The following is a 13707-nucleotide window of genomic DNA, read 5'->3' on the forward strand; positions in this document are numbered from 1 at the left end:
GGCCTCAAGTGGGCAGCAGGCTTTCGCCGGCGTACAGCTCCTGAACGCTCTCGCGACGGCGCACTTCGAAGGCCTGGTCACCATCCACCAGCACCTCGGCGGCGCGGCCGCGGGTGTTGTAGTTGGAGCTCATGACGAAGCCATAGGCGCCGGCCGAACACACCGCAAGCAGGTCGCCTTCGGCCAGTGCCAGCTCGCGATCCTTGGCGAGGAAGTCGCCGGTCTCGCAGATCGGCCCGACGATGTCGTAGCGGCGCGCATCGCCTTCGTGCGGCTGCACCGCGACCACGTTCATCCAGGCCTGGTACAGCGCCGGACGGATCAGGTCGTTCATCGCCGCATCGACGATGGCGAAATCCTTGTGCGCGGTGTGCTTGAGATACTCCACGCGGGTCAGCAGCAGGCCGGCGTTGGCGACGATGGAGCGGCCCGGCTCGAACACCAGCGCCAGGCCACGGCCTTCGATGCGCTGGCGCACGGCCTGGATGTAGTCACCGGCCAGCGGCGGCTGTTCGTCGCGATAGCGCACCCCGAGACCGCCGCCCAGGTCCAGGTGACGGATCTGGATGCCGCGCGTGGCGAGCCGATCGATCAGCGCCAGCAGGCGGTCGAGGGCATCGAGGAAGGGCGGCAGGCTGGTCAGCTGCGAGCCGATGTGGCAGTCGACGCCGACCACTTCCAGGTTCGGCAGCTCGGCCGCGCGGGCGTAGACCGCCTCGGCGTTGTCGATATCGATGCCGAACTTGTTCTCTTTCAACCCGGTGGAGATGTAGGGATGGGTGCCGGCATCCACGTCTGGATTGACCCGCAGGGAAACCGGCGCCTTCATGCCCAGTTCGGCGGCGACCTGCTGCAGACGCTCCAGCTCGTCGGTGGACTCGACGTTGAAGCAGTGCACGCCGACTTCCAGCGCACGGCGCATGTCGTCGCGAGTCTTGCCGACGCCGGAGAAGACAATGCGGCCCGGCTCGCCGCCGGCGGCGAGCACGCGCTCCAGTTCACCGCGCGAGACGATGTCGAAGCCCGCGCCGAGACGTGCCAACACGTTCAGTACACCGAGGTTCGAGTTGGCCTTGACGGCGAAGCAGACCAGGTGCGGCATGCCTTCCAGCGCATCGGCGTAAGCCCGGTACTGGGCCTCGATGTGGGCGCGGGAATAGACGTAGGTCGGCGTGCCGAAGCGTTGCGCGAGTGCGGGCAGTGCCACGCCCTCCGCGAAGAGTTGACCGTCGCGGTACGAGAAGGCCTCCATGAACAGCCTCCTTTAGAGTTCGAAACGGTCTTTGGAACGTTCTTTGACGGTCTGCTCGTCATCCGGCAGATACAGCGGACCTTTCTGGCCGCAGCCGCTGAGCGCGGCGGCGAAGACGGCGAGAGCGATGAAGGGAAGCAGAAGGCGCTTCATGGGGACTGGAATCCTTGAAAAATCTAATCGCCGGAGTATACCCAGCACCCGCCGGATTGCCTATGCGAGCCGCACGTCACACGGCGGCTGACCTGGCGGTCGGCTCGCTTGACCCGTCCGCGCCCTGCTAAGCTCGCCGCCGTCGAGCGCGACCTGCGTCGCGCGCAGAATCATCGAGGAAAGTTGCATGAGCCTGAGCGAAGCCCGTTACCACGACCTGGTCGATGCCGTGCAGGAGAGCGTCGAGGACGTGTTCGACGACACCAGCCTGGATGTCGACCTGGAGAACTCCGGTGGCGTACTGACCGTGCGTTTCGACAACGGCAGCCAGCTGATCCTCAGTCGGCAGCCGGCGCTGCGTCAGCTGTGGGTGGCGGCACGTTCCGGCGGCTTTCATTTCGACTATGACGAAGGCAGCCAGCTGTGGCTGTGCGATGCCAGCGGCGAGCGCCTCGGCGAACTCCTGACGCGGGTCACGCAGGAGCAGGGTGGGGAGGCGCTTGAGTTCGAGGATCTCTGATCCGGCTGGTCTGCAGCCCGCGAGTTTACTGGCCTGCGGGCTGGGGTCTTGCTTATTCGGGCTGCTGTGATAGTGTCTCCGGCAGGTCAGCAAAACCCCGCCTTCGGGCGGGGTTTTGCTTTTTTCAGCATTTCATTTTCCCAGGAGCTAGCCAGAGCCCATGACCAGTGCACCGCCGATCATCCTTACCAAACTCGACCTGCAGCGCCTCGAGCGGCTGCTCGACAGCCTGGACGATTACGGTCCGGCCGCCGAAGCGCTCGAGCAGGAACTGTCGCGGGCGCAGGTCGTGGAACGCAGCGAGATGCCTGCCGGTGTCGTGACCATGAACTCGCGCGTGCACTGCCGCGACGAGGGCAGCGGCAAGGACTACCACCTGACGCTCGTCTACCCGCACGATGCCGGCAAGGAAGGCACCGTGTCCGTCCTCGCTCCGGTCGGCACCGCGCTGCTGGGCATGAGCGTCGGTCAGCACATCGACTGGCCAGCCCCGGGCGGCAAGATGATCAAGCTCACCCTGCTAGCCATCGAGTATCAGCCCGAAGCAGCCGGCGATCCGTTCTGATCCTGCGGTTGTCCGCTCTATAGGACCGGCGTCCCGCCGGTTCCCATCGATGTGGGGCGGCGCCTGCTGCAAGGGTGGGCGCGTCAGGCTCGCCGAGCGCGACGGCAGAAGGTTCTGACTATCCAGGCGCCAGCGTTCTCGTCAGTTCGTGGCGGCCGTTGGGCTTCCGACGGAAGCTGTCCGGTCAGCCGCCATATCTGCTCCGCTCGTTGCCAGGCGCTGGCATTGACAGGCGAGGCCCGCTGCCAGGCCTCGCAGGCAGCACGCAATTCCTGGTCGTCGGGCGAAGCCTGCAGCCAGATAAGCCATTCCATGGCGCAATTCATTGAGGTGCGGGATTTCAGGCGTCCATGGCGGCGTTCAGCGCGGCCTCCAGCCGCGACTTGTAGCGCAGGTACTGGACGGTCTGGCTGCGCCCATTGCCGTGCAGCCCGAACAGATCGATATCGGTGATGTAACAGGGGTAGCGTTCGCCGTCGCGGCGGCGGGCGACGATGGTGCGTGTCACGGCGGCGAACAGGTCGTTGCCGTATTCAAGGCCGGAGAACTCCTGCTGGTTGCAGTACAGCGTGACCTGCGAACGACCGTTATCGCCGGCTTCGACGATCGCCTGCACCTCATAGAACGGATCGGTGACCTCGCCCAGGGGGGCTGGACGCCGCTCCAGCGTCGACGGTTGCGGACCCTGACCGGGCTGGATGCGGTAGACCAGAATCGTCGGATCCAGCGGGGCGACACCCTCACCCGGCTGCTGCGCGGCGCGGCGGAACATCAGTGATTCGAGAAAACGCAGCAATGGGCGCAGCAGCGTGCGTTCATCGCGATAGGGCAGTTGCTGGCGCCACAAGGCGTTGCACTCGTCGAGCACACTGAGTTCGGCGCTGCAGTCCTCCGCACGGTAGAACACCTGCAGGCAGCCAGGCCGCCCCTGGGTCAGGATCAGCGCCAGGTCGTCGCCGGCCAGCGCCGCGCGATCGAGCTGCAGTGGGCTGTAGAGATGATGGGCCTCGCCAAGGTATTCCAGCAGTGCCGCCCGGTCGACCAGGCTGGTCAGCCGCAGGTCGCTCCCGTCGCGCTGCAGCACATGAAAGTGCTGGCGGATCTGCAGGAGATAGCGGCCGTGAGTAGCGCCGGCCAGGCTGCGTCGAGCGTCATCGAAGATCTGCTCGAGGCGTCGCGCAATGGCTTGCCCACGGTGGCGGGCAAAGCAGAACACCTGCAGTTGCGGGGGCTGGTCGCTGGCTCCGAGGTCGACGAGGTTGTCGCGCAGGCACAGGGCGAGCGCTTTCGGCCCTTCGTAGCGCGTTACCAGCATCTCGTTCCAGCTGTTGAGCGTCACCTGATCCACGCTCTGCACCAGATTCTCAACGGCGCCGGCGAGGATCGACTCGCTGCTGGCCAGTCCGGCGGCATGCAGCGCGGGATCCATCCCGATGTTGACCAGCAGCAACACACGGCTGGCCCTGCTCGGTGCGAGCAGCGCCTCCTCGTCCACGGCCGGTAGCGGCATGGGCAGCGCACGGCGCAGGTCGCTCAGCAGCGCGAACAGCTCGGCTTCGCTCAAGCCGCTGTCGCCGGGGAAGAGCGACAGATGGGTGCCGGTATCCACCACGCCGTTGCGGTGGCCCCAGGCGAGTAGCGCCAGCAGTTCGCGGGCGCGCTTCAATGGCGCGTAATTGGGCAGTTCCGGCGTCGTGAGCTGGCCCTGGTAGAGCGACCAGTGCACGTCGCCCGCACCGTCATAACCGTGCACCAGCGTCAGGCTGTCCTCGGACATGTCCGGCGAGATGCCGAGGTTGACCACCTCCACCTTGCCAGCCTTGCGTTCGATGGCCGCGTACAGGTGGCGGCCTAGTACGCCGAGATCGCGGCTGGTGAGCGGGCTGGTCGCTTGCACGCGCCGGGTGAAATCGCTGAGGAAGCGATAGCCATAGGTCAGTTCGTTGACCAGCGCGCGGCGTTCTTGACTGACCTGGCGCACCTTCCACTGGCTGCGATTGTCGAGCAGAGCGAACTGCCGCTCGTCCCAGCGCCAGTCGCGGGTCAGGCGTTCGAGCAGGCTGCGTTGCCAGCTCTTGTTGCGGTTGACCGGTGGGCGACTCAGCGGTCGGTTGATCTTCAGGTACAGGCAGCGTCGGGCGAGCTCCAGCCGCTCCTGAGCGCCGCGCTCGCACAGGTAGCGTTCGATGGCGTGATAGGCGGCGATATACGGATCGAGCTCGTCCAGGTCGGTGCGACCATGATAGATGGCCTGCTTGAAATCCAGCGCCAGGCAACGCAGCTGCGGGTACCGGCTGGCATAGACCTCCACCAGCAGCAGCTTGAACAGCGACTTGTACGGCGAGTCGATGGCCTTGTACAGCTGCCACAGGCCGGCGCCGACGAACTCGCCTGGCGGCACCTGGCCGAGATGACCGAGATCGAGCACCTCGTCGGCGCGCACGAAGCGCTTGGCCAGCAGCGTCGCCACGTAATCGTCGTAGCGATGCTCCTCGTAGTCGGGCACCAGCCACCACAGTGGCGTTCGCCCGCCGAGCCACAGCGCGGTGCGGTAGAACTCGTCGAGCAACAGATAATGTTGCGTGGTGCCGCAGTCGTCGGAGGTCAGCTTGGCGTCGCGCTGGCCCTGGGTGAAACGTTCGGGGTCCACCAGAAAGAAGTGCGCCTCGCTGCCCTGGCTCGCCGCCCAGGCTCGTAGCGACTCGCATTTGCGGCGCAGTTCCTCGAGTTGCCGTCCGTCGAGTTCCGGATCATGGCAGACCCATACGTCCAGATCGCTGTGCTCGTCCTGGGCAGCGGTGCCCAGGCTGCCCATCAGAAACAGGCCGAGAATCGGCTGAGGTGCCTTGCCGCGCACGGGCTTGTAGGCGAAGGAGCGGCTCAGGCGCTGCGCCTCGGCCAGCTGCTCGGCGTCCGGCTCGAAGTTGGCGAGACCGGCCGGCGTGGTGGCCGAGATGTAACCGGGCAGAATCGGATGATTGACGTGAAACAGCAGCGGCAGGAGCTTGAGCACCTGCTGCTGACGGGTCGACATGGCGGCCAGGGCCCGTTCCAGGCGTGCAGCGTTGACTGCCAGAAAGCGCGTGCGCAGGGTGGCCAGCACCTTGCGGTCGATGCCTTCTTCGAGAACCAGGTGGATGTGCTGAGTACGGGTCATGGGGCTTCGTGCAGGCGAGGCTAACCCTGTTGATCGGCCGGTATGGGCAGGGCTTGAGCCCGGCAGGGCGCCCGCCGACCGGTGGCTGCACCTGCCCGCGGCCGCACATTATCCGCGGCCCGGGCAAGCGAAGCAAAACGCAGTGGCGGATCAGGCCGGAACGGTCTCCGAAAGAATGGTCAGCAGCGTCTGAGCCTGTTCGGCGGCGTCGCGCCCGAGGCTGGTGAGATAGCCGCCGTCGGCCTGGGTGATCAGGCCCTTGGCATGCAAGCGGCTGAAGGCGGCGATGGTGGAGGGGCTGGCGTTGTGGTGCACCTTCAGCCCTTCCTGCAGGTTTTCCAGATTGAACTGGCAGAGGACTTCCAGCTCGGCGACCAACTCAGGGGTGTACGACATGCTCGCTCCTCGGATGGTGGGCTCATGCCCTGTTCGCTGAGTGTAGATGCTGTCGGCGCCCCTGCCTTGATCCAGATCCTATTCGGATGCTTCCGGCAATTCCGGCAGCTTGCGCAGCATGGTTTCGTAGGCGGCGCCGTCGAAGGGCCGATCGTCGCGCAGCATGGCGCGGATTTCGTGCGCCAGCACCAGCGCCATCATCTGCAGGCACTCGTCGCGCTCGTAGCCGACCAGGGTCAGTTTGTTCAGCGTCGCCTGGGTGGCCGCCGGCTCGCCGCTCTCCAGCTGGTTCTCGATGGCCTGGAGCAGGGCTTCTTCGGCGAAGGCTTCGTCTTCGTCGCTGGTATGCGTGTCGTTGGTCATGGGATTCCTATCGAGCGGCGCCGGATTTTCCTCGTCCAGCTGACAGAGCGTACAGCTGCCGTCGTCCGGCCGGTTAGTTTCGACGTAGCGTACCCGCCGCTGGGCGGCCTGGCGATCGGCATCGACGCGGTAACGCGGGCGGTCTGGGGCGGTCATGGTGCACCTCCTGGCTCTTTCCAGCTAAGCACCCGCACGCGCCGAGAGCAATGCATGCCGTGCCGCGGGCTCAATCCATGAAGCTTAGCGCCAGGCAGAGCAGGCCGAACGCGCCCCAGACCAGCGAAAAGATGATCGGCGTGCGTAGCGAGAACAGCAGCGTGCGCTTGTAGCGATGCCCGCCGACCGGGCTGTTGCCCTCGCCGAACAGTGCCGATTCGTTGTTCGGCAGCATGCCGACCCGGCCTTCGATCTGCAGCAGCTCGGCCTGTTTCTGATGCCAGCGCTCGATGACGTCGAAGTTGGCCTTGATGCCGGGCATGGCGTGGATCGAGGTGAGCAGGCCGAGCAGCGACAGGATGGCCGGCACCACCAGGCGGAACAGGTCGCCCCATTCGGGGTTGCTGTTGGCCATGGACGACGCGAACGCGATCATCAGGAACGACTGCGAGGCCAGGTAGGCGCTGGTGCGTTCGGCCAGCAGGCTGGACTCGAAGTGGATTTCGGAGCGGTAGAACAGCAGGCGCTCCTTGGGCGACTCGAAGAGCTCGCCGCCCTGGGTGTCCTGATTCAACAGCAGGGTGCGCAGGTCGGGCATGCGGGTTCCGTGTCATCGGTGAATGGCGGTTGCTGCATGTAGGTCAAGCGTGGAGCGCTAGAGTTCCGAGCGATGCGCTATCGGTCAGGCTGGGCGCGCGGGCTGTCGACGTGCGCAGCGCGGCACTGCCAGAGCAGCAAGGCCAGGCTGAGAAAGGCCAGGGACCAGCAGCCTGCCGCGATCAGCAGCCAACCCGGCTGTGGCAGCGCCAGCAGCGCGGGCACGACGCGGGCGAGGGCGGCCAGGCTGATCAGCAGCGCCATGGCCTGGATCCAGGGCCGCGCAGCCGGGTCGCGGAAGCGGTAGAGCAGACGCGTACGTGCCATCACCGCGAAGGTCAGGCTGCCCAGAGCGCCTACGCTCAGCGCATGCAGCGTTGCGCTCAACGACAGCGCTGGCAGCAGCAAGCCCAGCCCGAGCAGCAGCAGGCCGAACGCCAGCCAGGCGTAACCGAGCAGCAGGATCAGCAGGTCCGCGCGCGCGCAACGCCACGGTTGCCAGCGCAGCAGGCGGATCGCGCTGAGCACGCCGGCGCTGATCACCAGCGCGGCCGCGAGTTGACGCAGCAGCGGCCAGGGCAGCGGATTCAGCACGAAGGCGAGGCCCAGCAGAATCAGGACGGCGCCTTCCAGGCCAGGCTGTACCCGAGCATCCAGCCGCCGACCCTCACTCTGCGCATAACCGGCCATCGCCGGCGCGATGATCCGGCCGCCCATGAAGGCCATCAGCGTGGCGAACAGCAGCAAGGCTTCGACCAGCAGCAGCCGCTCGACGGCCACCCCCAGTTCGTTGCCGGCCATGGCGCTGAGCAGGGCGAGCCCGGCCAGCAGTGGCGCGACGCTCTGGTTGCGCCATTTCTTCGCGGCGCCGAAAAAGCGCGGCAGCACCTTCCAGGCCACGCCGCCGGCGAAGGTCGCGGCGCTTGCCAGCGCCAGCCAGGAACCCGGCCAGAGCAGGAAGCTCAGGCGCGCCAGTGCCCAACAGCCGAGCAGCGAGAGGATCAGGCGCAGTGGTTGCGGACCGAGCAGGTAACCGGCGACCACCGCCAGGGCGAAGCCGAAGAGCATTTCGTGGGCGTGCCCGCTGGGCGTGCTCAGGCCGGGCGGTGTGGGGATCAGGCCGAGCAGCGCGAATACCGAGATGGGCAGGATGAAGGCCGCATAGAGTGCGGCGACGGGGAAGAACCAGGCGTTGGCGAACGGCAGGCGCGGTTGGCGTGGGTGCATTGCGCACCTCCTGCGGGATGCGTGACGGGGCCTGAGCCCCGTCACCGAATGGCCATCAGCGGCCGGCGAGCAGCGCCTGACCGCGCTTGACTGCGGCGCGCACCTGCGCCGGCGCAGTACCGCCGATGTGGTCGCGGGCGTTGACCGAGCCCTCCAGGGTCAGCACGGCGAAGACGTCGTCGCCGATCTCTCCGCTGAACTGGCGCAGTTCGTCGAGGCTCATCTCGGCCAGATCCTTACCGGTCTGCACGCCGTACTTCACCGCATGGCCGACGATCTCGTGGCAGTCGCGGAAGGGCAGGCCTTTGCGCACCAGGTAGTCGGCCAGATCCGTGGCGGTGGAGAAGCCGCGCAACGCCGCCTCGCGCATGATTTCGCGCTTGGGCTTGATCGCCGGAACCATGTCGGCAAAGGCGCGCAGGCTGTCGCGCAGGGTGTCGGCGGCGTCGAACAGCGGCTCCTTGTCTTCCTGGTTGTCCTTGTTGTAGGCCAGCGGCTGGCCCTTCATCAGCACCAGCAGGCCGGCCAGCGCGCCAAATACGCGGCCAGTCTTGCCGCGTACCAGCTCGGGCACGTCGGGGTTTTTCTTCTGCGGCATGATCGAGGAGCCGGTGCAGAAACGGTCGGGCAGGTCGATGAACTGGAACTGGGCGCTGGTCCAGAGCACCAGCTCTTCGGAGAAGCGCGACAGGTGCATCATCGCCAGCGAGGCGGCGGCGCAGAATTCGATGGCGAAATCGCGATCGGAGACGCCGTCCAGCGAATTGCCGGAGATCGCTTCGAAACCCAGCAGCTCGCAGGTGATTTCCCGCTGGATAGGGTAGGTAGTGCCGGCGAGGGCAGCCGAGCCCAGCGGCATGCGGTTGGTGCGCTTGCGGCAGTCGACCAGACGCTCGTAGTCACGCGAGAGCATCTCGAACCAGGCCAGCAGATGGTGGCCGAAGGTCACCGGCTGGGCGGTCTGCAGGTGGGTGAAACCGGGCATGATGGTGTCGGCTTCGGCTTCGGCGAGACCCAGCAGACCCTGCTGCAGACGGGTGATCTCGCCAAGGATCAGGTCGATCTCGTCGCGCAGCCACAGGCGGATGTCGGTGGCGACCTGGTCGTTGCGCGACCGGCCGGTGTGCAGCTTCTTGCCGACGATGCCGATGCGGTCGGTCAGGCGCGCCTCGATGTTCATGTGCACGTCTTCCAGGTCCACGCGCCAGTCGAAGGTGCCGGCCTCGATCTCGCTCTGGATGTCCTTCAGGTTGGCGATGATCTGGTCGCGCTCGGCATCGGTCAGCACGCCGGCCTTGGCGAGCATGGTGGCGTGGGCGATGGAGCCCATGATGTCGTGGCGGTAGAGGCGCTTGTCGAACTCGACGGAGGCGGTGAATCGGGCGACGAAGGCGTCGACGGGCTCGCTGAAACGGCCGCCCCAGGACTGGTTGGTCTTGTCGGTGCTCATGAATGCGCTCGCTGAAATCCGAAGGCTGTGGAAAGGCGGCGATGATAGCAGGGATGGCGCCCTTGGCGGGCACGGCGGCAGGCGTCGGCGAAGGGTGAGCTGGCTGGCATTTTCGCATTATTCCGCCCGCGCAGCCCGACACGCGGCTTGCCGTTGTCCGGGCCTGCACGGAAACTGCCGGGCAGTCGAACCGCCGGGTTGAACCTGTGAAATCCACTGCCGTATCCGATGATTTTTTCGTGCCCGAGCTGTGCCAGCCCGAGGCGTTGCTCGGCCTCGTCCTGCTCGCCGAGCTGCTGGTTTTCGTGCTGGTGCTGGCCGAGCCTATGCAGCCGGGCTTCAACTGGATGCGCCTGGCACTGACCTCGCTGTTCGTGCAGTGGATCGTGCTGCTGTCCGCCGGCACCATGTGCCTGCTGCGTCCTCTGCTGGCGAGGCTCAGAGCGGCATTCGCCGGGCTGGCGTGCTGCGCGCTGGTGGTCGGGCTGACCCTGGCCTGCACCGCCGTGGCGGACATCTACCAGCTCGGGGGGCCGCTCTCGCGCGACGGCGAGGTCAATCTCTACCTGCGCCACGCGCTGATCAGCCTGATCATGTCGGGTCTGCTGCTACGCTATTTCTATCTGCAGAGCCAGTGGCGGCGCCAGGAGCAGGCCGAGCTGCGGGCGCGGATCGAATCGCTGCAGGCGCGCATTCGTCCGCACTTCCTGTTCAACAGCCTCAACAGCATCGCCGCACTGGTGGCGAGCGATCCGGCCAAGGCGGAGCAGGCTGTACTGGACCTGTCCGACCTGTTCCGTGCGAGCCTCGCGCGGCCGGGCACACTGGTGGCCTGGCGGGATGAGCTGGAGCTGTCGCGGCGTTACCTGTCGATCGAGCAATACCGCTTGGGCGACCGGTTGCAGATGGACTGGCGGGTCGATGGCGTGCCGGACGACTTGCCGATTCCGCAGCTGACGCTGCAGCCGCTGCTGGAGAACGCATTGGTCTATGGCATTCAGCCACGTATCGAGGGGGGCGTGGTCAGCGTAACCGCCGATTATGTCGACGGCATGTTTCAGTTGGTGGTCAGCAACCCGTTCGACGAAGCCGCTCAAGCGCAGGCCTCACGGGGCACACGGCAGGGTTTGCAGAACATCGACGCACGATTAGCGGCACTTTTCGGTCCGCTAGCGAGTCTCAGCGTGGAGCGCCGTGAAGGCCGCCATTACACATGTCTACGCTATCCGTGTGCGAGACAACCGCAGGAAGCCAGATCTATATGAATGTCCTGATTGTCGATGACGAACCTCTAGCCCGCGAGCGCCTGAGCCGACTGGTAGGTGACCTCGACGGCTATCGTGTCCTCGAGCCTGCCGCTAGCAATGGCGAAGAAGCACTGACGCTGATCGAGGAACTGCGCCCTGATATCGTGCTGCTGGATATCCGCATGCCCGGGCTCGATGGCCTGCAGGTCGCAGCCAGGCTCTGCGAGACGGATGCGCCGCCGGCGGTGATCTTTTGTACTGCCCATGATGAATTCGCCCTGGAGGCGTTCCAGGTCAGCGCGGTTGGCTACCTGGTCAAGCCGGTGCGCCCGGAGCATCTGTCGGAGGCGCTGAAGAAGGCCGAGCGGCCCAACCGCATGCAGCTGGCGGCGCTGACCCGACCGGCCGCCGTTTCCGGTGCCGGGCCGCGCAGCCACATCAGCGCACGTACCCGCAAGGGCATCGAGCTGATTCCGCTGGATCAGGTGATCTACTTCATCGCCGACCACAAGTACGTCACCCTGCGCCATGTCGGCGGTGAGGTGCTGCTGGACGAGCCGCTCAAATCCCTGGAAGACGAGTTCGGTGAACGCTTCGTGCGCATCCATCGCAACGCGCTGGTGTTCCGCGATCGGATCGAGCGTCTGCAGCGCACGCCGCTCGGGCACTTCCAGCTGTTCCTCAAGGGACTCGATGGCGAGGCGTTGACCGTGAGTCGGCGTCACGTGGCCGGTGTGCGCAAGCTGATGCAGAACCTCTGAAGCATACCGCCGGTGGCGCTGGCGTCCGCGGCCCGAGGGTCGCGGGCGCCAGCGCTGACGCTGCGTCGCGCCCACGCTTTCCTTGATTCCGGCCAACCCAGCCCGGACGTCCGGCCTGTTATCATCGCCGGCAATTCACTGTTCTGGAATTGCCCATGTCTCGCGAAATTCGCATCGCCACCCGCAAGAGTGCCCTGGCCCTGTGGCAGGCCGAATACGTCAAGGCACGCCTGGAGGCGTCGCATCCAGGGCTGAAGGTCAGCCTGGTGCCGATGGTCAGCCGTGGTGACAAGCTGCTCGATGCGCCGCTGGCGAAAATCGGCGGCAAGGGGCTGTTCGTCAAGGAACTGGAAACCGCGCTGCTGGAAAACGAGGCGGACATCGCCGTGCACTCCATGAAGGACGTGCCGATGGAATTCCCCGAAGGGCTGGGCCTGTATTGCATCTGCGAGCGGGAAGACCCGCGCGATGCCTTCGTCTCCAATCGCTTCGACAGCCTTGACGCGCTGCCGCCGGGAAGCGTGGTCGGCACCTCGTCGCTGCGTCGCCAGGCCCAGCTGCTGGCGCGCCGACCTGACCTGAAAATCCAGTTCCTGCGCGGCAACGTCAACACTCGGCTGGCCAAGCTCGACGCCGGCGAATACGACGCCATCATCCTCGCTGCCGCCGGGTTGATCCGCCTTGGTTTCGGTGAGCGCATCCGTTCCAGCATCGGCGTCGATGAAAGTCTGCCGGCCGGCGGACAGGGTGCGGTGGGCATCGAGTGCCGCACCGGCGATAGCGAAGTGCATGCGCTGCTGTCCTGCCTCAACCATGCGCCGACTGCCACCCGCGTCGTCGCCGAGCGCGCGCTGAACAAGCGCCTGAACGGCGGCTGCCAGGTGCCGATCGCCTGTTATGCGGTGCTCGAAGGCGAGCAGCTGTGGCTGCGTGGGCTGGTCGGGCAGCCGGACGGTACTCTGCTATTGCGCGCCGAAGGTCGTGCGCCGGCCGCAGAAGCCGAGGCGCTGGGCGTGCAGGTCGCCGAGGAACTGCTGGGCCAGGGTGCCGAGCAGATCCTCAAGGCAGTCTATGGCGAGGCTGGTCACGCGTGACCGGCTGGCGCCTGCTGCTGACCCGGCCGACCGAGGAATGCGAGGCATTGGCCGCGACTCTCGCCGAGGCTGGTGTGCACAGCTCCAGCCTGCCGCTGCTGGTGATCGAGCCGCTGCCGGAGTCCGCCGAGCAGCGTGCAATGATCCTCGAGCTGGATCGCTATTGCGCTGTCGTCGTGGTCAGCAAGCCGGCCGCCCGCCTGGGCCTGGAACTGCTCGATCGCTACTGGCTGCAGCCCCCGTTCGGTCAGGCCTGGTTCAGCGTCGGTGGCGCCACCGGGGCGATCCTCGAAGCCTACGGGCTGGACGTCAGCTGGCCCGAGCGGGGTGACGACAGTGAAGCGCTGCTGGCGCTGCCACGATTGGCGCAGGCGCTGGCCAGGCCCGATCCAAAGGTATTGATCATGCGCGGCGAGGGCGGCCGCGAGTTCCTCGCCGAGACGCTTCGCGGGCGTGGCGTGCAGGTCGACTTTCTCGAACTGTACCGTCGCAGCCTGCCCGACTATCCGCCTGGAACGCTGGTGCAGGTCGTTCGGTCGGAACGGCTCAACGGCCTGGTGGTCAGCAGTGGGCAGGGTCTGCTGTCGCTGCATGAGCTGGCAGCCGATACCTGGCCCGAATTGTGTGAGCTACCCTTGTTCGTACCCAGTCCGCGGGTGGCGGAGATGGCTCGACAGCTGGGCGCCAAACGAATTGTGGATTGCCGTGGCGCAGGAGCTGCGGCCTTGCTGGCGGCCTTGCGGGAAACCGCGGTGGCCGCTTCCTGATG

15 protein-coding genes are annotated in these 13707 nt (G+C 66.2%); 6 read left to right on the forward strand and 9 right to left on the reverse strand.

The window, feature by feature from the left end; translation table 11 throughout:
* Positions 1 to 4: 4 nt before the first annotated feature.
* Positions 5 to 1252 (reverse strand): diaminopimelate decarboxylase, encoded by a 1248-nt coding sequence (lysA, locus tag PSTAB_RS02730; RefSeq protein ID WP_013981624.1) that lies wholly within the window; start codon positions 1250 to 1252, stop codon positions 5 to 7.
* A 12-nt stretch (positions 1253 to 1264) separates the two neighbouring features.
* A complete protein-coding gene (gene lptM / locus PSTAB_RS02735) occupies positions 1265 to 1405 on the reverse strand; it encodes an LPS translocon maturation chaperone LptM (RefSeq protein WP_003283423.1) in 141 nt (46 codons plus the stop codon).
* A 187-nt stretch (positions 1406 to 1592) separates the two neighbouring features.
* On the opposite strand from lptM, the gene cyaY reads away from it, so the two are divergent.
* Together cyaY and rnk are read left to right on the forward strand one after the other, a co-directional pair.
* Positions 1593 to 1925 carry an iron donor protein CyaY gene (cyaY, locus tag PSTAB_RS02740; RefSeq protein ID WP_011911746.1) on the forward strand — a complete coding sequence of 111 codons (333 nt, stop codon included), beginning with the start codon at positions 1593 to 1595 and terminating at the stop codon, positions 1923 to 1925.
* A 160-nt stretch (positions 1926 to 2085) separates the two neighbouring features.
* Positions 2086 to 2490, forward strand: coding sequence for a nucleoside diphosphate kinase regulator (rnk, locus tag PSTAB_RS02745; RefSeq protein WP_011911747.1), 405 nt, complete (start codon positions 2086 to 2088; stop codon positions 2488 to 2490).
* An 83-nt stretch (positions 2491 to 2573) separates the two neighbouring features.
* Here rnk and PSTAB_RS21045 read toward each other — a convergent pair whose 3' ends face one another.
* From PSTAB_RS21045 to argH, 7 genes are all read right to left on the reverse strand, one after another.
* A complete protein-coding gene (locus PSTAB_RS21045; protein ID WP_020306711.1) occupies positions 2574 to 2816 on the reverse strand; it encodes a FecR/PupR family sigma factor regulator in 243 nt (80 codons plus the stop codon).
* 14 nt (positions 2817 to 2830) lie between these two features.
* Positions 2831 to 5647 (reverse strand): class I adenylate cyclase, encoded by a 2817-nt coding sequence (locus tag PSTAB_RS02750; RefSeq protein ID WP_013981625.1) that lies wholly within the window; start codon positions 5645 to 5647, stop codon positions 2831 to 2833.
* A gap of 150 nt (positions 5648 to 5797) precedes the next feature.
* Positions 5798 to 6043 (reverse strand): TIGR02647 family protein, encoded by a 246-nt coding sequence (locus PSTAB_RS02755; protein ID WP_011911750.1) that lies wholly within the window; start codon positions 6041 to 6043, stop codon positions 5798 to 5800.
* 78 nt (positions 6044 to 6121) lie between these two features.
* Positions 6122 to 6562: a hypothetical protein gene (locus PSTAB_RS02760; RefSeq protein ID WP_011911751.1), complete on the reverse strand. Its 441-nt coding sequence runs from the start codon at positions 6560 to 6562 to the stop codon at positions 6122 to 6124.
* A gap of 70 nt (positions 6563 to 6632) precedes the next feature.
* The gene (locus tag PSTAB_RS02765; RefSeq protein ID WP_011911752.1) at positions 6633 to 7160 is read right to left on the reverse strand and encodes a hypothetical protein; all 528 of its coding nucleotides are present in this window, start codon (positions 7158 to 7160) and stop codon (positions 6633 to 6635) included.
* 77 nt (positions 7161 to 7237) lie between these two features.
* Positions 7238 to 8386 (reverse strand): NnrS family protein, encoded by a 1149-nt coding sequence (locus PSTAB_RS02770; protein ID WP_013981626.1) that lies wholly within the window; start codon positions 8384 to 8386, stop codon positions 7238 to 7240.
* Positions 8387 to 8441: 55 nt separating this feature from the next.
* Positions 8442 to 9836 (reverse strand): argininosuccinate lyase, encoded by a 1395-nt coding sequence (gene argH / locus PSTAB_RS02775; protein WP_013981627.1) that lies wholly within the window; start codon positions 9834 to 9836, stop codon positions 8442 to 8444.
* Between the two features lie 206 nt (positions 9837 to 10042).
* On the opposite strand from argH, the gene PSTAB_RS02780 reads away from it, so the two are divergent.
* From PSTAB_RS02780 to PSTAB_RS02795, 4 genes are all read left to right on the forward strand, one after another.
* Positions 10043 to 11101, forward strand: coding sequence for a sensor histidine kinase (locus PSTAB_RS02780; RefSeq protein WP_013981628.1), 1059 nt, complete (start codon positions 10043 to 10045; stop codon positions 11099 to 11101).
* Entirely contained in the window at positions 11098 to 11844 is a 747-nt protein-coding gene (locus tag PSTAB_RS02785; RefSeq protein ID WP_013981629.1) for a LytR/AlgR family response regulator transcription factor, read from the forward strand. The genes PSTAB_RS02780 and PSTAB_RS02785 overlap by 4 nt, the downstream gene beginning before the upstream one ends.
* 155 nt (positions 11845 to 11999) lie before the next feature.
* Entirely contained in the window at positions 12000 to 12938 is a 939-nt protein-coding gene (gene hemC / locus PSTAB_RS02790) for a hydroxymethylbilane synthase (protein WP_013981630.1), read from the forward strand.
* Positions 12935 to 13705 (forward strand): uroporphyrinogen-III synthase, encoded by a 771-nt coding sequence (locus tag PSTAB_RS02795; RefSeq protein ID WP_013981631.1) that lies wholly within the window; start codon positions 12935 to 12937, stop codon positions 13703 to 13705. Before hemC ends, PSTAB_RS02795 begins: the two co-directional genes overlap by 4 nt.
* The last annotated feature ends 2 nt before the right edge of the window (positions 13706 to 13707 follow it).

Source organism: Stutzerimonas stutzeri (genome assembly GCF_000219605.1).
GTDB lineage: Bacteria > Pseudomonadota > Gammaproteobacteria > Pseudomonadales > Pseudomonadaceae > Stutzerimonas > Stutzerimonas stutzeri.

Coding starts and splice junctions, on each gene's coding strand:
- lysA (WP_013981624.1), bottom strand. CDS start 1,252: ATGGAGGCCTTCTCGTACCGCGACGGTCAACTCTTCGCGGAGGGCGTG.
- lptM (WP_003283423.1), bottom strand. CDS start 1,405: ATGAAGCGCCTTCTGCTTCCCTTCATCGCTCTCGCCGTCTTCGCCGCC.
- cyaY (WP_011911746.1), top strand. CDS start 1,593: ATGAGCCTGAGCGAAGCCCGTTACCACGACCTGGTCGATGCCGTGCAG.
- rnk (WP_011911747.1), top strand. CDS start 2,086: ATGACCAGTGCACCGCCGATCATCCTTACCAAACTCGACCTGCAGCGC.
- PSTAB_RS21045 (WP_020306711.1), bottom strand. CDS start 2,816: ATGAATTGCGCCATGGAATGGCTTATCTGGCTGCAGGCTTCGCCCGAC.
- PSTAB_RS02750 (WP_013981625.1), bottom strand. CDS start 5,647: ATGACCCGTACTCAGCACATCCACCTGGTTCTCGAAGAAGGCATCGAC.
- PSTAB_RS02755 (WP_011911750.1), bottom strand. CDS start 6,043: ATGTCGTACACCCCTGAGTTGGTCGCCGAGCTGGAAGTCCTCTGCCAG.
- PSTAB_RS02760 (WP_011911751.1), bottom strand. CDS start 6,562: ATGACCGCCCCAGACCGCCCGCGTTACCGCGTCGATGCCGATCGCCAG.
- PSTAB_RS02765 (WP_011911752.1), bottom strand. CDS start 7,160: ATGCCCGACCTGCGCACCCTGCTGTTGAATCAGGACACCCAGGGCGGC.
- PSTAB_RS02770 (WP_013981626.1), bottom strand. CDS start 8,386: ATGCACCCACGCCAACCGCGCCTGCCGTTCGCCAACGCCTGGTTCTTC.
- argH (WP_013981627.1), bottom strand. CDS start 9,836: ATGAGCACCGACAAGACCAACCAGTCCTGGGGCGGCCGTTTCAGCGAG.
- PSTAB_RS02785 (WP_013981629.1), top strand. CDS start 11,098: ATGAATGTCCTGATTGTCGATGACGAACCTCTAGCCCGCGAGCGCCTG.
- hemC (WP_013981630.1), top strand. CDS start 12,000: ATGTCTCGCGAAATTCGCATCGCCACCCGCAAGAGTGCCCTGGCCCTG.